Origin of the sequence: Cellulomonas sp., from assembly GCF_965229465.1 — a bacterium.
Lineage (GTDB): Bacteria > Actinomycetota > Actinomycetes > Actinomycetales > Cellulomonadaceae > Cellulomonas.
Genome location: NZ_OZ245882.1, coordinates 1,124,343 through 1,144,009, shown reverse-complemented (window position 1 = coordinate 1,144,009; position 19,667 = coordinate 1,124,343). Strand labels below are relative to the sequence as shown.

Annotated in this window: 20 protein-coding genes and 2 riboswitches; of the genes, 11 read left to right on the top strand and 9 right to left on the bottom strand. The window is 73.5% G+C overall.

Translation table 11 applies throughout. The features are described 5' to 3' along the window. Positions 1-2: 2 nt before the first annotated feature. Positions 3-1,355, bottom strand: a complete 1,353-nt coding sequence (locus ACO06A_RS05445; RefSeq protein ID WP_421735024.1) for a DUF222 domain-containing protein — start codon at positions 1,353-1,355, stop codon at positions 3-5. A gap of 441 nt (positions 1,356-1,796) precedes the next feature. Between ACO06A_RS05445 and ACO06A_RS05440 the strand changes: the two genes are divergently transcribed. The 6 genes from ACO06A_RS05440 to ACO06A_RS05415 all read left to right on the top strand — a co-directional run bounded on the left by ACO06A_RS05440 (position 1,797) and on the right by ACO06A_RS05415 (position 6,249). Next, positions 1,797-2,138, top strand: coding sequence for a PadR family transcriptional regulator (locus ACO06A_RS05440; protein ID WP_421735023.1), 342 nt, complete (start codon positions 1,797-1,799; stop codon positions 2,136-2,138). Then, positions 2,138-3,253 carry a hypothetical protein gene (locus tag ACO06A_RS05435; protein WP_421735022.1) on the top strand — a complete coding sequence of 372 codons (1,116 nt, stop codon included), beginning with the start codon at positions 2,138-2,140 and terminating at the stop codon, positions 3,251-3,253. The genes ACO06A_RS05440 and ACO06A_RS05435 overlap by 1 nt, the downstream gene beginning before the upstream one ends. Further along, positions 3,250-4,257: a hypothetical protein gene (locus ACO06A_RS05430; protein ID WP_421735021.1), complete on the top strand. Its 1,008-nt coding sequence runs from the start codon at positions 3,250-3,252 to the stop codon at positions 4,255-4,257. Before ACO06A_RS05435 ends, ACO06A_RS05430 begins: the two co-directional genes overlap by 4 nt. A gap of 80 nt (positions 4,258-4,337) precedes the next feature. Next, positions 4,338-4,592: a phosphoribosylformylglycinamidine synthase subunit PurS gene (gene purS / locus ACO06A_RS05425; RefSeq protein WP_056593189.1), complete on the top strand. Its 255-nt coding sequence runs from the start codon at positions 4,338-4,340 to the stop codon at positions 4,590-4,592. Next, entirely contained in the window at positions 4,589-5,284 is a 696-nt protein-coding gene (gene purQ, locus ACO06A_RS05420) for a phosphoribosylformylglycinamidine synthase subunit PurQ (RefSeq protein WP_421735020.1), read from the top strand. Before purS ends, purQ begins: the two co-directional genes overlap by 4 nt. 5 nt (positions 5,285-5,289) lie before the next feature. Further along, positions 5,290-6,249 (top strand): GNAT family N-acetyltransferase, encoded by a 960-nt coding sequence (locus ACO06A_RS05415; RefSeq protein ID WP_421735019.1) that lies wholly within the window; start codon positions 5,290-5,292, stop codon positions 6,247-6,249. Here ACO06A_RS05415 and ACO06A_RS05410 read toward each other — a convergent pair. Then, positions 6,177-6,557 carry a hypothetical protein gene (locus ACO06A_RS05410; RefSeq protein ID WP_421735018.1) on the bottom strand — a complete coding sequence of 127 codons (381 nt, stop codon included), beginning with the start codon at positions 6,555-6,557 and terminating at the stop codon, positions 6,177-6,179. The genes ACO06A_RS05415 and ACO06A_RS05410 overlap by 73 nt on opposite strands. Positions 6,558-6,650: 93 nt before the next feature. On the opposite strand from ACO06A_RS05410, the gene ACO06A_RS05405 reads away from it, so the two are divergent. Next, complete coding sequence (locus tag ACO06A_RS05405) at positions 6,651-7,133, top strand: pyridoxamine 5'-phosphate oxidase family protein (RefSeq protein WP_421735017.1); 483 nt, start codon at positions 6,651-6,653, stop codon at positions 7,131-7,133. 3 nt (positions 7,134-7,136) lie between these two features. On the opposite strand, the gene ACO06A_RS05400 is transcribed toward ACO06A_RS05405, so the two are convergent. From ACO06A_RS05400 to ACO06A_RS05390, 3 genes are all read right to left on the bottom strand, one after another. After that, positions 7,137-7,745, bottom strand: a complete 609-nt coding sequence (locus ACO06A_RS05400) for a DUF1345 domain-containing protein (RefSeq protein ID WP_421735016.1) — start codon at positions 7,743-7,745, stop codon at positions 7,137-7,139. A 20-nt stretch (positions 7,746-7,765) separates the two neighbouring features. Beyond that, a complete protein-coding gene (locus tag ACO06A_RS05395) occupies positions 7,766-9,025 on the bottom strand; it encodes an O-succinylhomoserine sulfhydrylase (protein WP_421735015.1) in 1,260 nt (419 codons plus the stop codon). Further along, a complete protein-coding gene (locus tag ACO06A_RS05390) occupies positions 9,022-9,435 on the bottom strand; it encodes a rhodanese-like domain-containing protein (protein WP_421735014.1) in 414 nt (137 codons plus the stop codon). The genes ACO06A_RS05395 and ACO06A_RS05390 overlap by 4 nt, the downstream gene beginning before the upstream one ends. Beyond that, a riboswitch (SAM riboswitch) is annotated at positions 9,431-9,545 on the bottom strand. (Overlaps the previous gene by 5 nt.) Before the next feature lie 118 nt (positions 9,546-9,663). Further along, a riboswitch (SAM riboswitch) is annotated at positions 9,664-9,778 on the top strand. A 48-nt stretch (positions 9,779-9,826) separates the two neighbouring features. Here ACO06A_RS05390 and ACO06A_RS05385 point away from each other — a divergent pair. Both ACO06A_RS05385 and ACO06A_RS05380 read left to right on the top strand, forming a co-directional pair. Next, positions 9,827-11,215: an aminotransferase class V-fold PLP-dependent enzyme gene (locus ACO06A_RS05385; RefSeq protein WP_421735013.1), complete on the top strand. Its 1,389-nt coding sequence runs from the start codon at positions 9,827-9,829 to the stop codon at positions 11,213-11,215. A gap of 149 nt (positions 11,216-11,364) precedes the next feature. Further along, positions 11,365-12,006 carry a fasciclin domain-containing protein gene (locus ACO06A_RS05380; protein WP_421735012.1) on the top strand — a complete coding sequence of 214 codons (642 nt, stop codon included), beginning with the start codon at positions 11,365-11,367 and terminating at the stop codon, positions 12,004-12,006. Between the two features lie 6 nt (positions 12,007-12,012). On the opposite strand, the gene ACO06A_RS05375 is transcribed toward ACO06A_RS05380, so the two are convergent. The 3 genes from ACO06A_RS05375 to ACO06A_RS05365 are packed head-to-tail and all read right to left on the bottom strand — an operon-like array spanning position 12,013 to position 15,559. Continuing rightward, positions 12,013-12,879 (bottom strand): MaoC/PaaZ C-terminal domain-containing protein, encoded by an 867-nt coding sequence (locus ACO06A_RS05375; protein WP_421735011.1) that lies wholly within the window; start codon positions 12,877-12,879, stop codon positions 12,013-12,015. Then, a complete protein-coding gene (locus ACO06A_RS05370; RefSeq protein ID WP_421735010.1) occupies positions 12,876-14,219 on the bottom strand; it encodes a 3-oxoacyl-ACP reductase in 1,344 nt (447 codons plus the stop codon). The genes ACO06A_RS05375 and ACO06A_RS05370 overlap by 4 nt, the downstream gene beginning before the upstream one ends. A gap of 2 nt (positions 14,220-14,221) precedes the next feature. Continuing rightward, positions 14,222-15,559, bottom strand: coding sequence for an acetyl-CoA C-acetyltransferase (locus ACO06A_RS05365; protein ID WP_421735009.1), 1,338 nt, complete (start codon positions 15,557-15,559; stop codon positions 14,222-14,224). A gap of 106 nt (positions 15,560-15,665) precedes the next feature. Between ACO06A_RS05365 and ACO06A_RS05360 the strand changes: the two genes are divergently transcribed. Next, positions 15,666-16,517, top strand: coding sequence for a TetR/AcrR family transcriptional regulator (locus tag ACO06A_RS05360; protein ID WP_421735008.1), 852 nt, complete (start codon positions 15,666-15,668; stop codon positions 16,515-16,517). Continuing rightward, positions 16,514-18,586: an acyl-CoA dehydrogenase gene (locus ACO06A_RS05355; RefSeq protein ID WP_421735007.1), complete on the top strand. Its 2,073-nt coding sequence runs from the start codon at positions 16,514-16,516 to the stop codon at positions 18,584-18,586. The genes ACO06A_RS05360 and ACO06A_RS05355 overlap by 4 nt, the downstream gene beginning before the upstream one ends. 16 nt (positions 18,587-18,602) lie before the next feature. Here the strand turns inward: ACO06A_RS05355 and ACO06A_RS05350 are convergent, their stop codons facing one another. Further along, positions 18,603-19,658, bottom strand: a complete 1,056-nt coding sequence (locus ACO06A_RS05350; protein ID WP_421735006.1) for a hypothetical protein — start codon at positions 19,656-19,658, stop codon at positions 18,603-18,605. Positions 19,659-19,667: the final 9 nt, after the last annotated feature.

Genomic DNA, 19,667 nt, shown 5'->3' with positions numbered 1-19,667 from the left:
CGTCAGAAGGGTGGGTCGCCTCGGTCCGACGGTGGTGGCGGGGGTGGTCGGTGGATGAGGGCTTTGGGGGTGGTGTGGATGGGGATGGGGTGGCGGGCGTAGGTCAGGCCGTGGCGGTCGGTCCAGGTGGAGATGCCGGTGTGGCGGTTGTGGGTGACCTGCCACCAGCCCTGGGTCTTCGCTTGGTGGTGGTGTGTGCACAGCGAGTGCAGGTTCGCCTCGCAGGTCTGGTTGTCGCCGGCTGGGTCGGCGGTGCTGCGGGTGTGGTCGTAAGGGATGCGGTGGTCGATCTCGCACCTGGTGGCGGGTTGGCGGCATCCGGGGAAGGTGCAGGTGACGTCGCGGGCCTGCACGGTGCGGGTCAGATCGACGCCCGGGCGGTACGACTGCGTGCCCACGGCGCAGGCCTGCCCGGTGGTGGGGTCGGTCAGGATGCGTCGCCAGGTGGCGTCCTGGGCGAGCTCGCGGGCGACCTGCGCGGGGATGGGCCCGTAGGAGCCGAGGGTGGCGGGATGGTCGTCCAGGCCGGCCAGGGTGCTGGCCGCGACGGTGACCTGCAGGGCGACGCGTTGCCCGTGCCGGGTGGGTAGCGGGGTCCCGTCGGGGGTGGTCTGTCGGTCCAGGATGGTGGTGAACACGTCGGTGCAGGCGTCGGCGCGGCGTTGGGCGATGTTGCGGGTGTCGCCGTCGATGGCGGCGTGCCCGGCCAGGGCGTCGATGGCGGTGAACGCGGCGGTGGCGTCGGCGGCGGGCAGGTAGGCGATCAGGCGGGCCATCGCGTCGGGTGCCAGCTCCAGGAACACCCCGCGCCGCGCCCGCTCCACCATCCGACGCTGCTCGGCGACGGTGGGCTCGGCGGCGATCAGGGTGGCGCGCAGGTGCCGGGTCAGCTGCGGGCTGGTCATCTCGGTGGCCCGGTGCACCGCGTCGGCGACCACGTCGTCGACCTCACTGCCGGGCAGGGCGGTGCCGGATCGGTGGATCTCGTCCAGGATCACCTCGACCTTGCGGGTCTCGATCGCCCCGGTCGCCCAGGCGTCGGCCAGGGCGGGGTGCTGGGCCGTGCCCCAGGCGCGCAGGAACGTGGTCTCTGCGTGGCGTTTGGTGGACACCAGCGCGCACGCGAGCTCGTCCGGGACGTGCCGCAACGCGTCCGGGGTGCGGGCCGCGAGCTCGCGGACCCAGACCGCCTGGGTGGCCTGGACCATGGTGACGACCTGCTGCCAGGCCGCCACTCCGTTGACCAGCGCCGCCCCGGAGACCTCCGCGACCGGCACGGAACCGAGCATCGCGACCAGTTGCGCGAGGTCCACATCGGGCAGCGGGAACTCCTGCACCGCAGCCAGGTCCACCACCCGCGCACCGCCCGGGACGACCGGCGCCGCCCCGGGACGAGCACCACGCCCCGAGTCCGCCCAGACCATCGCGGGCGAGGCAGGCGAGGCGGGCGACGGAGCCGAGGTGGGCGAGAGGGGCGATGGAGCCGACGCGGGCGAGATGGGCGACGAAGCCGAGGTGGGCGGAGCGGGAGAGAACGTCGGCATCGTGGGCAGAGCGGCACGTTCGACACGGTGACGGTGAGGCGATGCCTTCGCTGCAAGGTCGTCGATCGCGCAGCTCTCGAGAACCGCCGTCACCGCAACCACCTCCCTGCATCCGCCCGGTATGACCTCTATCGAACAAGTGTACGAGTCTCCACTGACATCGCGGCTGACCTGCGGAGACGCCTGCCTCAGGGATCCCGGATCGTGAACGATCCCTTGCTTTGATAGGTCGTCGCGCGATATATATCCGCCATGGCATTTCGGATGAGCGAGCAGGCGTACCTGGTGCTGCTCGCACTCGCCGAGGAGCCGCGCCACGGGTACGGCATCGTGCAGGCGGTCAAGGTCCTCTCGGACGACAAGGTCCGGCTGAGCGCAGGCACGCTCTACGGCATCCTCGACCGGCTGGTCGAGGCGAGGTACGCGGAAGCGTCGGGTGAGGTCGTCGTCGACGGCCGGCTGCGCCGCTACTACCGGTTGACCCCCGACGGCTACGGGGCACTGGCTGCGGAGACCGCACGACTCACCGACCTGGCGTCGCTCGCCCGCCGAGTCCTAGCGGCCCGACCGCGCCCCGCCCTCGGGACCGCCTGATGCGCGGACTGGAGCGGTCCGCGGCGTTCTGGCTGCGGGCCTACCCGCCGAGCTGGCGCGAGGAGCGTGGCGACGAGGTCACGGCGGTCCTGCGTGACCTCGCGGGTGACGACGCTCGACGACTCGACACCCGGACCGCCCTCGGGCTGCTGCGCGGCGGTCTCGCGACGCGCTGGCGCCAGACCCCGCCGCTCTGGGTGTACCTGCCGTACCGGATGCTCGACATCCGGGTGCCGGAGCGGTACCGCGACTGGGTGCGGCGGGACGTGACCTCGCCCGGGCACCTGCGGCGCAACCTGCTGGGCCGCGCGTGGATGTTCGCCATGCCGCTCTACGTGGCCCTGACCTCCGATCTGCGCAGCGAGATCGTCGTGACGTGGACAGCGATCGCCCTCGCCGGCGCCGCCACCCTGCTGTGCGTCCGGCCCGATGGCGCCGCACGCCGGAGGCTCCAGCACCACGCCCGCCCCAGCTGGGGCGAGTCGCGCACGGTGGGAGCGTTCGTCTGGGTGCGGACGTCGCGAGCGCGGATCGCCGCGGAGCCGGGAGCTCGCGTCCTGGCGCTCCTGCTGGCGGTCGGGGCAGCCACCTGGTCGGTGGCCGCCGTCGTCGCGCCGACCTGGCTGATCGTCGCCAGCGTGCCGTGCGAGCCCCCCCAGGTCGCGTGCCGCGCGGTCGACATGTCAGTGGCGGGACGTGAACCGTCAGCACTCGGCGCCGTGCTGCTGGCCGTCGTCGCAGTCGCAGGCGTCGCGCTCGCCGTCGTCGTCGCACGGCGTCTCGACCGCCGGCTGCCTGCCCGGCCCGGCCAGCCGGCCCGCCACCTCCTCGGGTTGCGACCGCAGGCTCGCGTCGGCCTCGCGATGTGGATCGTCCTCATCGTCGCTGCTGCGCTCGCCGAGGCGTCGGGCGCCTGGGTCCTCTCGCTCTCGGCCGTTGCGGCGCCGGTGTGCCTGCTGCTTCTCCCGTCGACCGTCGTCCTCTGGCGTCGCGCGCGCTCGGCCCCCGACGCAGGCTTCGTCGACCTGTGGCACGTCGCCTGGACCGGCCGCCCGGTCGCGGTCGACCGCTATGACACCGAGCTCGTCCCGACGGCGGTCCTGGAGACCCGATGACGATCGACCCGCGCTTCGAGCGCTCCGTCCACCGCTGGCTGCGCGCGTACCCGCGTCGCTGGCGGACGCACAGGGCCGACGAGATGACCGCGGTGCTCGCGGACCTCGCCGGTGCAGACGCTCGCCGCATCGGCCTGCGCGATGGCCTCGGCGTCGTGCGCGCGGGCCTCCTGACGCGACTGCGCACACGACCGCCGCTGCGTCAGGTGGCCGCGTACCGACTGCTCGGGAGACGGCTGTCCCCGCAGTACCGCGCCTGGGTCCGGGACGACATCGAGGGCGCTCTGTATCCGCTGCGGGTGGGCGTCGTCGTTCCGTTCAGCCTCGTGATGGTGATGTTCCCGTTTCTCACCCTGGTCGGAGGTGGGCCGGTCGAGTTCATGCCGAGGGGCATGATGGTCGCGTGGATCGTCGGCGGCGGGGGCATGTCCCTGGTGCTCGGGCCATGGAGGCGGCGGTCGGACGCCCGCAAGCACCTGGTCGCCGAGCGTGGAGAGATGCTCACCGACCAGTCGCTCCTCTTCGGCTGGGTGATGCGCGACCGGCTGCGTGCGCGACCCATGGTCGGGCTGGTGACGCTCCTCGCGCTCGCGACGGCGGTGGTCGGGGTGGTGACTGTCCGGAATGCCGTGCTCGGCGTCGCGGTGCTCGTCGGGCTCCCGCTGGCCATCCTGGTGGCCTGGAACCTCCAGCGTCGCCTCCCGCATCGACCATTGCAGCCTGCGCGCAGGCTCGTCGACCCGGTCCGTAGGCAGCTCGCTCTCGCCGTCCTGCTCGGCGCGGGCGCCATCGCTCTCTGCGTGGCGGTGCACAGCCTCGTGACCCCGATCGCGGTGGGGGCCTTGGTGGTGCTTCCCAGCGCGGCCGTGGCGTGGTGGTCGACCGTCCACGGCCCCGACGATCTCGCGCTGGCCGACGTCGTCCACATCGCCGTCACGGGCCAGTCCCCGCCCGTCGACACCTACCGCGAGGGCCTGGTCCCCGCCCTCCTGGCCACGGACTGAGCACCCGCGCGGGACGCCCCCACGCACTCGCTAGAATCGCCGCGACCCCCCACCGCCGCGCGAACACCTGGAGCCCTTTCGTGGGACGAGTCGTCGTCGATGTCATGCCGAAGCCCGAGATCCTCGACCCGCAGGGCAAGGCCGTCGCCGGCGCCCTGCCACGGCTCGGGTTCGGGCAGTTCGCGTCCGTGCGTCAGGGCAAGCGGTTCGAGCTGGAGGTCGACGGGCCGGTGACCGAGGAGATCCTCGCCGCCGCCCGCGAGGCCGGTGAGCACGTGCTGTCCAACCCGGTGATCGAGGACGTGGTCGCGGTCTACGAGGACACCCAGGCATGACCCGCATCGGCGTCGTCACCTTCCCCGGCACCCTCGACGACCGCGACGCCGCCCGCGCGGTCCGCCTCGCCGGTGCCGAGCCCGTGAGCCTGTGGCACGGCGACGCCGACCTGCACGGGGTCGACGCGGTGGTCCTGCCCGGCGGCTTCTCGTACGGCGACTACCTGCGCGCCGGCGCCATCAGCCGGTTCGCGCCGGTCATGGGCGAGATCATCGACGCGGCGAACAAGGGTCTGCCGGTGCTGGGCATCTGCAACGGGTTCCAGGTGCTCACCGAGGCCCACCTGCTGCCCGGCTCGATGATCAAGAACGACCACCTGCACTTCGTGTGCCGCGAGCAGGTGCTCTCGGTCGAGAACGTCGACACCGCCTGGACCCGCGACTACACGGCCGGCGAGCACATCACGATCCCGCTGAAGAACCAGGACGGCCAGTACGTCGCCGACGAGCACGTGCTCGACGAGCTCGAGGGTGAGGGCCGCGTCGTGTTCCGCTACGAGGGCTGGAACCCGAACGGCTCACGCCGCGGCATCGCGGGCATCTCGAACGCGGCGGGCAACGTCGTCGGCCTCATGCCGCACCCTGAGCACGCGGTCGAGCCGGGCTTCGGACCCGACGGCGCGAAGGGCCCCCGCACGGGCACGGACGGGCTGCGGTTCTTCACGTCGGTCCTCACCGCCCTCGTCGGCTGAGCGCGTTGGAGACGACGCTCGTCGACTGGGACGACCCCGACGCGCTCCGGCTGCGCACCGCCCAGCAGGCCGAGCTGCTCGCCCTGTACGGCGAGGAGGACATCGGCCACGAGATGACCGGCGAGAGCATCGCCGCGATGCTCCTGGTCCGCATCGACGGCGAGGCTGTCGCCTGCGGCGCGATCAGTGCGCGCGGTGACGGCGTCGGCGAGCTGAAGCGCATGTTCGTCGTCCCGGAGCACCGCGGCCGCGGGCTCTCGCGGTCGGTGCTCCGCGAGCTCGAGGCCGTCGCGCAGGACCGCGGCTTCCACCGGCTCGTCCTGGAGACCGGGGTGCTCCAGGCGTCGGCCATCGGGCTGTACCTGAGCGAGGGCTACCGGTCGATCCCGAACTTCGGCGAGTACGCGTCGGAGGCGGAGTCGCGCTGCTTCGCGAAGGACCTCGGCCCGACGCCGCCCCGGGAGCCGCGCACCGGCGAGCGCCCTACGGTCACGCTCACCCACGCCGACTGGACCGACCCGGTGGCCACGGCGCTGCGGCTCGCGATGTGGCGCGACATCGAGGTCCGCTACCCGGAGATCCCCGCGAGCGTGCCGGGCGGGTTCGAGGTCGACGACCCGAAGCAGGGCGTCGGAGCGCTGAGCACCGTCATCGCCTGGATCGACGGCCGCCCCGTCGGCTGCTCGACCCTGCGCGCGGCCCGGGAGGGCTACCCGGCCGGGTCGGGCGAGCTCAAGAAGGTCTGGGTCGAGGACGACGCCCGCGGGGCCGGCGCCGCCCGCGCGCTGCTGACGGCCATCGAGGACGACGCCCGCGCGCTCGGCCTGACCAGCGTGGTGCTCCAGACCGGCATCCGCCAGCCCGAGGCCGTCATGCTCTACCTCTCCGCGGGCTATCGGCCGGTCGTGCCCTTCTTCCCGTACGAGGGCGACTTCTTGTCGCTCTGGATGGCCAAGGACGTCTGAGCGAGCACCCGCGCGATCTCGGCGAACCGCATCCAGTGGTCCTCCGCCGACGCCGGCAGCGCCACCCAGTCGTAGAACAGCCGCCCGCTGTCGCCGGGGGACCACACGGCCGCACCGGGCAGCGCCAGGGCCTCCGCGTGCTCCGCGCTGTCCCGGCCGAGCTTCACGGCGAGCCGGTCGCCGCCGATGTGCGCGGCGAACATTGTCGACCCGACCTTGAGGATGGGGCGGCCCATCATCTGCGCGCGCGTGGCGCCGCGGGCCACCAGGTCGTCGGCGATCGCCTCGTAGTCGGACTCCTCCGTCATCCCCCGAGCATGCAGCATCCCGCTGACATGCCTACGGTGGCCGAGCCGCCGCGGTCAGCAGCCCCGCGGGTGCGCGCAGGGCGAGGAGGAGCGATGACGCAGGACGACGAGCGGGCCACGGTGGCCGCACTGATCAAGGACGCCAGGATCGCGATGCTCACCACGGTGGCCGCCGACGGGTCGCTGGTGAGCCGGCCGATGGGCGTACAGGACGTGGACTTCGACGGCGACCTCTGGTTCTTCGCCGACGCCGACAGCCACAAGGTGCACGAGATCGAGGCGGGCAGCCCGGCGAACGCCTCGTTCGCCGACGCGACCGCGTGGGTCTCGCTCTCCGGGCCGGCCGAGGTGGTCCGCGACGTCGCCAAGAACCGCGAGCTCTGGGGCGTGACGGCGGAGGCGTGGTTCCCCGACGGGCCGGAGACGCCGGGCCTGGTGCTCGTCGTCGTCCACGGGGAGAGCGCGGAGTACTGGCACGCCAAGGGCGGCCGGCTGACCACGGCGTTCAGCCTGGTGAAGGCCAAGCTCACCGGCGAGCGGTACGACGGCGGCGAGAACGAGACCGTGCAGCTCTGACGGTCACACCGACGCGACCAGGTTGACCAGCAGCGCGATGATCACGGTGCCGAACAGGTAGCTGAGCAGCGCGTGCACCAGCGCGGTGCGCCGCATGGCCGACGAGCCGAGGTCGGTGTCGGAGATCGCGAAGCTCATCCCCACGGTCACGGCGACGTACGCGAAGTCGGTGTATCGCGGCGGCTCGGTCATGTGGAAGTCGATGCCGCGTGCGCCGTCGGTCAGGTACATCCGCGCGTACCGCAGGGCGAACACGGTGTGGATCGCGGCCCACGACGCCAGCACGCTCGACAGCACCGCGACGGTCGGCAGCAGCTGGCCGATCTGCTTGTCCACGAGCACCAGCACCACCCCGACCAGGGTCACGACGGCCGCGGCGACGACCAGGGCATGGGCGCCGAACCGGGTCGGCTCCTCCCGCGTGGCGTGCGACGCGGTGTCGTCCGGGTTCATCGGGCCGACGACCCACCAGGTCCAGACGACGAACACCGCCGCGACCGTCGCCCACGCGGCGAGCCCCGCGGCGACCGACGTCCAGCCGATCACGGTGCCGACGACGAGGCCGGCGACCACCCCGACGAGCAGCCTGACCAGCGACGACGACGCGTTCATGCCGTCAGTGTGGCGCAGGGTCAGCCGTCGAGGGTGGCCAGCGCCTGGGTGAGGTCGTCGATCAGGTCGGCGGGGTCCTCGAGGCCCACGGACAGCCGGATCGTCGACTCGGCGATCCCGACCGCGGCACGCCCCTCGGGCCCGAGCTTGCGGTGCGTGGTCGTCGCCGGGTGCGTGACCATCGACTTGGCGTCGCCGAGGTTGTTGGAGATGTCGACGATCCGCAGGGCGTCGAGCACGCCGAACGTGACCTTCTTGGCGACGTCGGGCGTCGACCCCTCGGGCACCGCCAGGTTGAACGTCACGACGGTCCCGCCGCCCGACTGCTGCGCGAGGGCGAGCGCGTGCTGGGGGTGCGACGGCAGGTACGGGTAGCGCACCAGCGAGACGCCGGGCTGCTGCTCGAGCCACGTGGCCACGCCCAGGGCGGACGCGGTCTGGTGCCGGACGCGCAGCGACAACGTCTCGAGCCCCTTGAGCAGCACCCAGGCGTTGAACGCCGACAGCGACGGCCCGGTGTTCCGGATGAGGGTCTGCACCGGACCGTGGACGTACTCGTCGGTGCCCAGGATCGCGCCGCCGAGCACGCGGCCCTGCCCGTCGATGTGCTTGGTCGCGGAGTACACGATCACGTCCGCGCCCAGCTCCAGCGGCCGCGACAGCACGGGGGTGGCGAACACGTTGTCGACGATCACGGTGGCGCCCGCCGCGTGGGCGAGGCGGCTGACCGCGGCGATGTCCACCAGGTCCTGCATCGGGTTGGACGGCGTCTCGAAGAACACGACGTCGGCCGGCGTCGAGAGCGCCTCCTCCCACTGCGACAGCTCGTGGCCGTCGACGTAGTCGGTGCGCACGCCCCACTTGGCCAGGATCTCCTCGAAGATCACGACGGTGGACCCGAACAGCGCCCGCGCGGAGACGATGCGCGACCCCGACTGCACGATCGCGGCGATCGACGTGAACACCGCGGACATGCCCGACGCCGTGGCGAACGCGGCCTCGGCGCCCTCGAGCAGGCGCAGGCGCTCCTCGAACGTGGACACCGTCGGGTTGCCGTAGCGGGAGTACAGGAACCGGTCGGCCTCCCCGGCGAACGCGGCCTCGGCCTCCGCGGCGGCCGCGTACACGTAGCCCTGCGTGAGGAAGAGCGCCTCGGACGTCTCGTTGAACTGCGACCGCACCAGCCCGCCGCGGACGGCGAGCGTGTCGGGGCGCAGGTCCGTGCGCGGTGCGCGGCGGTCGTCCCAGTCGGCAGGCCCGGGGACGCGCCGGCCGCTCACGCCTGCCGCCAAGGCAGCCCCGCAGCGCGCCAGCCGGAGTGGCCGCGGTGGCCGTCGGAGCCGACGTCGCCCTCGAACCCCTCCAGCACGTTGTACGCCGGCCCGAGGCCCGCGGCGGTCGCGGCCTGCGCGGCGGCCACCGAGCGCACGCCCGAGCGGCACAGGAACACGACCGGCCGGCCGGCCGCGACGCCGGCGTCGGCCAGCTGTTTGAGGAACTGCGGGTTCGGCCGTCCCGACGGGTACGACACCCACTCGACCAGGGCGGAGCGCCCGTCGATCGCGGCGGAGTCGGGGATGCCCACGTAGCGCCACTCGGCGTCGGTGCGGACGTCGACGAGCACGGCGCTCTCGTCGGACGTCAGCAGGTCCCAGGCCTGCTGGGGGGTCAGGTCACCGGCGTAGCTCATCGAGGTCCTCGTCTCATCGGTCCTGGCGGTAGCACCCTCGGCCGGGCACAGGTGCCCGCGGGTTGCTGCGGCGTCGTCGAGCCAGATCTCTCAGCCGCTCTGGATGGTGGCCGTGATGCTACGCGCGGCGGGACACTCCTTCCAAGTGGTGGACAAGGCGTCCCGTCAGGCGAGACGAACTCCGTCGCGCGTTGACAGCCGCGGGGAGGTGCCGGGACCCTCGTTGCAGGTCATGAGCGCCAGCGTCAAGCCCCGGCTCGCTGGCCGGCAACCCTCCTCCGCGGTGGGGTGCCCCGGGTGACGACCTGGCCGCGCCCCGTCCGGGGTTCGGCAAGCGCGGGGTTCCACCTGGTCGACGGGTGTTCCCCCGGAACGTGTCGGAGGACCCACCATGACTGTCACCGCCGAGCGCCTCTCGTGTGCGACCGAGGTGAGCGCGCTGCTCCCCGTGGTCGGCGGCACCACCACCGTCCCGCTCGTCGACGGCACCCACCGCGTCTACGCCAACCTCGACTACGCGGCCAGTGCCCCGGCGCTCGAGGCCGTCGCGGCCCGCGTCACCGAGGTGCTGCCCCTGTACGCGTCCGTGCACCGCGGCGCCGGGTACCTGTCCCAGGTCTCCACCGCCCTGTACGAGTCCGCGCGCCAGGCCATCGCGCGGTTCGTCGACGCCCGTCCCGACGACGTCGCGATCATCACGCGCAACACGACCGACTCGCTCAACCTGCTGGCCGGGGTCGTGCCGTCGGGGGGCCGCGTGCTGGTGCTGGACGTGGAGCACCACGCCAACCTGCTGCCGTGGGTGCAGTCGTCCGAGCGGCACGGCAACCGCACCACGATCCTGCCCATCGCCGGCACGGTCGCCGCGACCCTCGACGCCCTCCGCGACGAGCTCGCCCGCCAGCCGTACGCGCTGGTCACGATCACCGGCGCGTCGAACGTGACGGGGGAGGCGCTGCCGATCGACCAGGTCGTCGCGCTCGCCCACGCCGAGGGTGCCCGGGTGGCCGTCGACGGCGCCCAGCTGGTGCCGCACCGCGGCTTCTCGCTGGCCGCCACCGGCGCCGACTACGTGGCGTTCTCGGGCCACAAGACCTACGCGCCGTTCGGCGCGGGGGCCCTCGTCGGCCGCCGCGACTGGCTCGACACGGGCACTGCGTACCTCGCAGGGGGAGGTGCGGTGCGCGACGTGCGGTCGGACCGGACGATCTGGCAGCCGGCGCCGGCGCGGCACGAGGCGGGGTCGCCCAACGTGCTCGGCGCGATCGCGCTCGCGGAGGCCTGCGACCAGCTCGCGGCCCTGCCGGCGGGTGCCCTCGCCGCGCACGAGGAGGCGCTGCGCGAGCGCCTGGTCGCCGGGCTGTCGGCGATCGACGGTGTGGAGATCGCGCGGATCTGGCCGGACTCCGCCCCTCCGGTCGGCGTCCTCACGTTCACGGTGCCGGACCACGACCCAGGCCTGGTCGCCGCCTACCTAGCCGCCGAGCACGGGATCGGGGTCCGCGACGGCCGCTTCTGCGCGCACCCGCTGCTGGCTCACCTGGGTGCCTCCAACGGCGCCATCCGCGCGTCGGTCGGCGTCGGCACCACCAGCGAGGCGGTGGACCGGCTGATCACGGCCCTGACGGAGTACCTGGCCACCGGCCCGGCCGTCCGGTACGAGGTGGTCGACGGCTGCTGGGCCGTGGTCGACGACACCCGCCCGCTGCTCGCCGTGCACGGCCTGGACCACCTGGCAGCGACCGCCGCGGCGGCGTGCGGCCCGGCCCTGGACGACTGACCGTCCCGCCACCGGCTCGACCGTAGGCACCGAGCTCGCGGGTGCATCCGGGCGCGGGGGAACGGGCGAAGAGGACACAGGGCGCCCTCCGGGTGCCCGCGCGGTGCGGCGCAGGGCGTCGGCCGCGACCGTCGTCCGTAGGAGCCACCATGAGGATCCGTCGCACGCTCTCCACCCTCGTCGCCGCCGGCCTGGTCGCCGGAGCCGGGGTCGCCCTGGCGCCCGCCGCGAGCGCCGCGCCCACCGGGACGTCGAGCCTGGCCGCCCTGCTCGCCTCGGACGGGGACACCTTCGACCGGAGCTGGTACGACTTCGACATCCTGGACCAGGCCGTCGGGGCGGTGCTCGCCGCCAAGCCGACCAGCCCGGTCGCGGTCCTGGCCGACGGGACCGTCCCGCTCACCGCGTTCGTCCCGAACGACCGCGCGTTCCAGCTGCTGGCCAAGGACCTGACCCACCGCTGGTACGGCACGGAGGAGCAGGTGCTCACCGCGCTGGCGGGCGCGGTCGGCATCGACGCGATCGAGCAGGTGCTGCTCTACCACGTGGTCGCGGGCGCGACGATCGACTCGGGCACCGCGCTGGCCAGCGACAACGCGGTCCTCACCACCGCGCAGGGCGGCACGTTCACCGTCGACGTGCTCTCGAAGCGCTGGGGACTGGTGCAGCTGCGCGACCAGGACCGCAACGACCTCAACCCGTTCCTGATCCGCGGCAAGCTCGACCTGAACGCGGGCAACGTCCAGATCGCGCACGCGATCACGTTCGTCCTGCGGCCCGCCGACCTCTGAGCCGAGTCAGCGCAGCGGGCTGACCGAGCCCGTCAGGTGGGGCTTGCCGGAGCGGGCGTCCCAGCCGGCGAACGCGAACCCGTCGCCGTCGTGGGCGATGCGCACGGTGACCGTCCCGGGGAGCAGCACGGGCTTGACGAACTCGACCGACCAGTCGAAGGCGTCCCCCCGGGCGGCACCGACGTCGGCGAGCGCCCGCGAGGCGGTGTACATGCCGTGCGCGATGGCGCGCCGGAACCCGAACGCCTTCGCCGTGAGCGCGGTCAGGTGGATCGGGTTCCGGTCGCCGGAGACGGCGGCGTACCGGCGGCCGGTGTCGCCGGCGAGGGTCCACCGTCCGGTCGGGGTGGGCGGGACGAACGGGTCCGACGTCTCGTCGACCGACCCGGCGAGGAACACCCCCCGAGCCAGGTAGGTGGACACCCCGCGCCACGCGAGCGTGCCGTCGACCGACACCTCGGTCACCAGGTCCACCTGCGTGCCGGACCTGTGCGGGCGCAGGTCGGTTGCGGACGCCCGAACGTCGAGGACGTCGGTGAGCAGGACCGGCCGCAGCTGGGTCACCCGGTTGGCCACGTGCACGAGGCCGACGAGCGCCAGGGGGAAGTCGGACCGGACCATGAGCGCGGTCGCCACGGGGAAGGCCAGCACGTGCACGAACCCGGCGGGCAGCCGGTCGCTCCCGGGCTCGCCGAGCAGGTGCTGGTACGCGGTGAGGTGATCCGGGTCCGCCGTCACGCCGCGGACGACGTACTCGACGTCCGGCAGTGTCGTCGGGCCGGATCGGACGCGACGCTGCAACGACAGCCCCGCGCCGCGGGCGAACAGCCCACCCAGCGCCGGGACGGACGGCAGGACGACGGTCGTCGTCACTGGCCCACCATGTTCTGCCCGCACACCCGCAGCACGCGGCCGACGATCCCACCGGCCGCGGGGGAGGCCAGGAACGCCACGGTCTCGGCGACGTCCACCGGCTGCCCACCCTGCTGGAGCGAGTTGAGCCGACGGGCCACCTGCCGCGTGACCGCCGGGATGCGGGCGGTCATCTCGGTCTCGATGAACCCGGGGGCGACCGCGTTGGCCGTCCCGCCGAATGCCTCGAGCAGCGGCGCGGTGGCCCGGACCATGCCGATGACCCCGCCCTTCGAGGCCGCGTAGTTGGTCTGGCCGCGGTTGCCCGCGATGCCCGACGTGGACGCCAGCGACACGATCCGCGGCGCGTCCGTGAAGTCGCCCGAGGTCAGCAGCGCCTCGTTGATCCGCAGCTGCGAGGCGATGTTCACCGCGAGCACGGAGTTCCACTTGTCGGGCGTCATGTTGGCCAGCAGCTTGTCGCGCGTGATGCCCGCGTTGTGCACGACGATGTCGAGCCGCCCGTGCCGCTGGAGCGCGTGCTCCAGGATGCGCGCGCCGGCATCCTCCGCAGTGACGTCGAGCTGGAGGGCGGTCCCGCGCACCCGGTTGGCGACCGTCACCAGCTGCTCGCCCGCGGCGGGCACGTCGACCGCGACGACGGTGGCGCCGTCACGCGCGAGGGTGTCGGCGATCGAGGCACCGATGCCGCGGGCGGCGCCGGTGACCACGGCGACGCGGCCGGCCAACGGCGCAGCCCAGTCGTCGGGCACCGAGCCCGCGGCGGAGTCGACGGTGAGCAGCTGCCCGTCGACGAAGGCCGACTTCGTCGAGAGGAAGAACCGCAGAGCGCCGACGACCGACGGCGCGGTGACCGGCACGTCGTTCGCGAGCACGACACCGTTGCCGGTCGCGCCGCCGCGCAGCTCCTTGGCCAGCGACCGCAGCAGCCCGTCCACGCCCTGCCGGGCCGCGGCGACCGCGGGGGCGTCGTCGGCGACCGCCGCGCGCGAGACGGTGACGACCCGACCGCCGCGGGGCAGCGACTTGAGCACCGCGCCGATCTCGAGCACGGGCTCCGACAGCTGGTCGGGGTGGGTGAGCTCGGTGAGGGCCAGGACGACCGCCGAGTACCGGGTGCCGGGCGTCGCGTGACGGTGCACGTCGAGGTCCCAGTCGGTGGACAGCAGGCCGGCGACCTCGTCGGACTCCCGGCCGCGCCCGAGCACGAGCACGGCACCCTCGACCAGGGACTGCCCCGGGGCGTACCGCGTGAGCGGCGCGGGCTGGGGGAGGCCCAGCTGCTTGGCGACCTTCTTGGTGAACCCGCTGTTGACCAGGTTCAGGTAGGTGTCCGTCATGGTCAGGCCGCCTCGAGGATCGCGGTGAGGCCCAGCCCACCGGCTGCGCACACGGACACGAGCGCGCGCACGGGCCTGTCGGAGCCGGACTGCGCCTTCCGCCGGTGCAGCTCCTTGCTGATGGTCGCGATGATCCGCCCACCGGTCGCGGCGAACGGGTGCCCCGCCGCCAGCGAGGACCCGTGCACGTTCAGCCTGGCGCGGTCGACGGAACCGAACGCGCCCTCGAGCCCCAGGCGGGTACGCCCGAACTCCTCGGACTCCCACGCGGCCAGCGTCGTCAGCACGGTCGCCGCGAACGCCTCGTGGATCTCGACGTAGTCGAAGTCGGCCAGCGTCAGCCCGTTGCGGGCGAGCAGCCGCGGCACCGCGAACGCGGGGGCCATGAGCAGGCCGTCGTCACCGTGCACGAAGTCGACCGCACCGGCCTCGGCGTCGACCAGCGAGGCGAGCGGGACCAGGTCGTGCGCGTCCGCCCACTCCTGCGAGCCGAGCAGCACCGTCGAGGCGCCGTCGGACAGCGGCGTCGAGTTGCCGGCCGTCATGGTCGCGGGCGTGTCCAGACCGAGGCCGAACGCGGGCTTCAGCTTCGCCAGCTTCTCCAGGGAGGAGTCGGCGCGCAGGTTGGCGTCGCGCGTCAGGCCGCGGAACGGGGTGACCAGGTCGTCCAAGAACCCGGAGTCGTAGGCGGCGGCGAGCCTCTGGTGGCTGGCGAGCGCGACCTCGTCCTGCGCGGCCTGCGTGATCTCCCACTGCGCGGTGGTCAGCGCCTGGTGCTCGCCCATCGACAGGTGCGTGCGCGGCTCGCCCGTGTTCGGGGCGACCGGCGCGAGGTCCTTCGGGCGGATCTTGGCGACGGCCGCGAGCTTCTGCCCGACGGAACGCGCGCGGGACAGGTCGAGCAGCGCGCGGCGCAGCCGGTTGCTCACCGCGATCGGCGCGTCCGACGTGGAGTCCACACCGCCGGCGATGGCCGACTCGAGCTGGCCGAGCCGGATCTTGTTGCTCAGGGAGATGACCGTCTCGAGCCCGGTGGCGCAGGCCTGCTGGACGTCGTACGCGGGGGTCTCGGCCGAGAGCGCCGACCCGAGGACCGCCTCGCGGGTGAGGTTGAAGTCCTTGCTGTGCTTGAGCACGGCACCCGCGGCGACCTCACCGATGCGCTCGCCCTGCAGGCCGTAGCGGGCGACCAGCCCGTCGATCGCGGCGGTGAGCATGTCCTGGTTGCTGGCGCGGACGTACGGTCCGCCGGCGCGGGCGAAGGGGATCCGGTTGCCGCCGAGCACGTAGGCCTTGCGGACGCTGGGTGTGGGGGCCGGGGTGGGGGTGGGGCGGGCCATGGGGCGCGTTCCTCTCGCATCGTCGCTGAGCGGGGGACCGAGCGCGGGGCGCTCGAGGATGCTGACGTGGTGTCCGAAACCCACAGTACCTGATACCTTCGGTCTCGTGAGCCCTGTCACACCGGGCCCGTCGAAGGCGACGGCCCTCACGCTGCTGAAGTCCGAGGCCGGTCGTGCGCGACCGGCCCTTCCCACGCCCCCCAGCTCCCGCCGATCGACCGACGACGCCTTCGCGGCCGACGGTCGCTCGACCCGCTGGGCCGACCACCGCGAGGCACGCCGCGCGGAGCTCGTCCGCATCGCCCGACGGACCGTCCACCACAAGGGTCCGGACGTCTCGATGGAGGAGATCGCCGCCGCGGCGGGCACCTCGAAGTCGATCGTCTACCGGTACTTCGCCGACAAGACCGGCCTGCAGATCGCCGTCGCCGAGGCCGTCGTGCTCCAGATCCAGGGGGCGCTCGAAGGCGTCCTGCGGATCGCGCCGACCCCCCGGGACGGCTTGCGCGCCATGGTCGCGGTGTACCTCGAGATGATCGAGTCGTCGCCGAACGTGTACGCGTTCGTCACGCGCAACGGCTCCGTCGAGTCCGGCGGGCCGCTCGGCCACTTCCTCGACTCCGTCACCGCCCTGGTCGCCGCGCCGTTCGCCCGCGGGCTGACCGAGGAGCACGAGGGCCGTCGGACGGCTCGCAGGCCTGAGGCCTCCGAAGCAGACGACTCAGCACTCGCCGCCCGCGTCGCGCTGGCCGAGTCCTGGGCCGCCGGCGCCGTCGGCTTCGTCCGTGGCTCCGGCGAGTGGTGGCTGGCCCACCGCGACGAGCCCGCCAGCCCGGACCGCGAGGAGATCACCGCCCAGGTCGCCGCCTGGCTCTGGGCCGGACCCGTCGGGCTGCTCGCCCGTGACCGCAACCGCACGTCCCCCGACCACACGCACGCCCCGGAGGAGTCTCGATGACCACGACCACCCCGCGCCCCACCGTCGACGCCCCCGGTGCGGGCGACCCGCGGCTCGACGCGGACGTCCGCAACGTCGACATCGCGCACCTGAGCAAGGTGCTGCTGGGCCACTACCCCGAGCTGCGCCTGGCCGCCCGCAACCTCATGGCCGACGAGCGGTTCCACCGGATCGAGGGCCTGTCTCTCGCCGAGCACCGCGAGCGGGTCATCGGCCAGCTGCGCCTGCTCGTCGCCGAGGGGGACGTGCACCGCTCGTTCCCGGAGCGCTTCGGCGGCGCCGAGGACCACGGCGGCTTCCTGGCGCGGTTCGAGGAGCTGACGCACGCGGACCCGTCGCTGCAGATCAAGTCGGGCGTGCAGTGGGGGCTGTTCGCCTCCGCGATCTACCACCTGGGCACCGAGCGGAACCACGACGAGTTCCTGGCCGACTCGCTCTCGCTGGCGGTCCCGGGCGCGTTCGCGATGACGGAGACGGGCCACGGGTCCGATGTCGCCGCCATCGGCACCACGGCGACGTACGACCCGGCCACCCAGGAGTTCGTCATCCACACGCCGTTCCGCGCGGCGTGGAAGGACTACCTCGGCAACGCGGCCCTGCACGGCACGGCCGCGACCGTGTTCGCGCGGCTGGTCACGGCGGGCGTCGACCACGGGGTGCACGCGTTCTACGTCCCGCTGCGCGACCCGGACACGATGGAGTTCCTGCCCGGCGTCGGCGGCGAGGACGACGGGCTCAAGGGCGGCCTGAACGGCATCGACAACGGTCGGCTCTGGTTCGACCACGTCCGCATCCCGCGCACCAACCTGCTCAACCGGTACGGCGACGTGGCGGAGGACGGCACGTACTCGTCGCCCATCGCGAGCCCCGGTCGCCGGTTCTTCACCATGCTCGGCACCCTCGTGCAGGGGCGCGTCTCGCTCGACGGCGCCGCGGTCACGGGAGCCCGCCTGGGCCTGACCATCGCGATCACGTACGGCAACCAGCGCCGCCAGTTCAGCGCCGCGTCGCCCACCGAGGAGGTCGTGATCCTCGACTACGCGGAGCACCAGCGCCGCCTGCTCCCGCTGCTCGCGGAGACGTACGCCGCCGGGTTCGCGCACGAGGACCTGCTCGCCGCGTTCGACGACGTGTTCTCGGGCCGCAACGACACCCCGGAGACGCGCGAGGACCTGGAGACCCTGGCCGCCGCGCTCAAGCCGGCGTCGACCTGGCACGCGCTGAACACGCTCCAGGTGGCGCGCGAGGCGTGCGGCGGCGCCGGGTTCCTGGCCGAGAACCGGCTGACCAGCCTGCGTGCCGACCTCGACGTGTACGCGACGTTCGAGGGCGACAACACGGTCCTGCTCCAGCTCGTCGGCAAGCGACTGCTCACCGACTACTCGAAGAGCTTCAAGCACCTGGACGCGACGAAGGTCGCCCGCATGGTGGCCGAGCGCGCGTCCGACGCCGCCCGGTACCGCACGCCGTTGCACCGCGCCGTGCAGACGATCGCCGACGTCGGCGACCCGCGCCGCTCGGCCGGCCAGCTGCGTGAGACCGCCACCCAGCGGGAGCTGCTCGTCGACCGCGTCGAGACCATGGTCGCGGAGATCGCGCAGGCCCTGCGCCCGGCGCAGAAGGCCGACCCGGCGACCGCCGCGGCCCTGTTCAACGCGCACCAGCACGAGCTCGTCGAGGCCGCCCGCGCGCACGCCGAGCTGGTCCAGTGGGAGTCGTTCACCGCGGCGCTCGAGCGCGTCACCGACCCGGGCACCCGACAGGTCCTCACGTGGGTGCGTGACCTGTTCGGGCTCACCGTCATCGAGCGGAACCTCACCTGGTACCTGCTCAACGGCCGCCTGTCCGCAGGGCGTGCCCGCACGGTGACGTCCTACATCGACCGCCTGCTGGCCCGCCTGCGCCCGCACGCGCAGTCCCTGGTGGACGCGTTCGGGTACGAGCAGGCGCACCTGCGTGCCCCGATCGCGTCGGGTGCGGAGCAGGCCCGCCAGGACGAGGCGCGCGCCTACTACCGGACGCAGCGGGCGTCGGGCGACGCGCCGGTCCCGGAGAAGCACACGCGCTGACCCCGTCGGGCGTGTCTCAGGCGCGGTGCGCGGGCTGGCGGGCCTGCGCACCGGCGGGCCTGACCCGGCGACGTGCGCGCCCCAGGACGACCAGGGCGGCCACGGCGCCGAGCCAGCCGTAGAGCACGCCCCACAGGGCGCTCGTCGGGACGCCGGCGGCCAGGACGTTGAGCACGAGCGCGGGTGACAGCCCGCGTCCGCCGACGCCCACGGCGTAGCCGAGCGCGGTGAGGGCGGGGCCCAGCGACGAGCCGAGGACGGCACCGAGCCAGGCCGCGAGGACGAACGCGGTCCGACCGGCTGCGGGGTCCGCCGACCGGGCCGCCACCCACGTGACCACCCCCGCGACGGTCCCGACCACCAGCGCCGCCAGCCCGAACGCGACTGTCACCTCCGGCGTGCCGCCGGACAGGTAGTCGGTCGCGGTGTTGGGCAGCAGGACGGGCACGATCCGGGCCGCCGAGCCTCCGCCGGGTCCGAGGGCGTCGACGATCCCGCGCTGGAGCAGCCCCGTGACCACCCAGCCGAGGCCGACGACGGCTCCGGCGACCAGGGCCGCGCCGCGCGCCCGTGCCGCCGCCGCGGGGACGAGCGTCACGCCCGAGCGCCGCAGCAGCGCCACCGCGGCCTGTCCGACGGCCCACCCGTACACGACGCCCCAGTACGGGCCGGCCCAGAGCGCGGACTGCACGTCGTTGCCGACCGTCAGCCACGCGGTCCCCGGCGCGATCGCGGCGCTGACCAGCTGGCCGAGGACGGAGCCGAGGACCGCGGCGAACCAGCACGCCAGCAGCACCCCGGCCCGTCCGGGAGGCCGACGGACCACGGCGTAGGTCAGCAGACCCGTGACGGCGCCGACCGCGAGCGCGCCCGCCAGTCCCGCGACGACCGACAGGGGAGCTCCTGTGCGCAGGAGGGCACCGCCCGTGCCGGGCACCAGCAGCTCCGCGAGAGAGCCGGACCCGAAGGACGAGCCGGCCACGATGGCCCGCAGGAGCCCGCTCAGCAGCCAGCCGACCGCGGCGACCGCACCGACCGTCCCGGATGTGCGGATTGTCGGGTCCCGGGGCATGGCCGCGAC

Bases quoted from the DNA above. Each gene is read 5' to 3' on its own strand.
- ACO06A_RS05440 (WP_421735023.1), top strand. From the start codon at position 1,797: ATGGCATTTCGGATGAGCGAGCAGGCGTACCTGGTGCTGCTCGCACTC.
- ACO06A_RS05435 (WP_421735022.1), top strand. From the start codon at position 2,138: ATGCGCGGACTGGAGCGGTCCGCGGCGTTCTGGCTGCGGGCCTACCCG.
- ACO06A_RS05430 (WP_421735021.1), top strand. From the start codon at position 3,250: ATGACGATCGACCCGCGCTTCGAGCGCTCCGTCCACCGCTGGCTGCGC.
- purQ (WP_421735020.1), top strand. From the start codon at position 4,589: ATGACCCGCATCGGCGTCGTCACCTTCCCCGGCACCCTCGACGACCGC.
- ACO06A_RS05410 (WP_421735018.1), bottom strand. From the start codon at position 6,557: ATGACGGAGGAGTCCGACTACGAGGCGATCGCCGACGACCTGGTGGCC.
- ACO06A_RS05405 (WP_421735017.1), top strand. From the start codon at position 6,651: ATGACGCAGGACGACGAGCGGGCCACGGTGGCCGCACTGATCAAGGAC.
- ACO06A_RS05400 (WP_421735016.1), bottom strand. From the start codon at position 7,745: ATGAACGCGTCGTCGTCGCTGGTCAGGCTGCTCGTCGGGGTGGTCGCC.
- ACO06A_RS05390 (WP_421735014.1), bottom strand. From the start codon at position 9,435: ATGAGCTACGCCGGTGACCTGACCCCCCAGCAGGCCTGGGACCTGCTG.
- ACO06A_RS05385 (WP_421735013.1), top strand. From the start codon at position 9,827: ATGACTGTCACCGCCGAGCGCCTCTCGTGTGCGACCGAGGTGAGCGCG.
- ACO06A_RS05380 (WP_421735012.1), top strand. From the start codon at position 11,365: ATGAGGATCCGTCGCACGCTCTCCACCCTCGTCGCCGCCGGCCTGGTC.
- ACO06A_RS05370 (WP_421735010.1), bottom strand. From the start codon at position 14,219: ATGACGGACACCTACCTGAACCTGGTCAACAGCGGGTTCACCAAGAAG.
- ACO06A_RS05365 (WP_421735009.1), bottom strand. From the start codon at position 15,559: ATGGCCCGCCCCACCCCCACCCCGGCCCCCACACCCAGCGTCCGCAAG.
- ACO06A_RS05355 (WP_421735007.1), top strand. From the start codon at position 16,514: ATGACCACGACCACCCCGCGCCCCACCGTCGACGCCCCCGGTGCGGGC.
- ACO06A_RS05350 (WP_421735006.1), bottom strand. From the start codon at position 19,658: ATGCCCCGGGACCCGACAATCCGCACATCCGGGACGGTCGGTGCGGTC.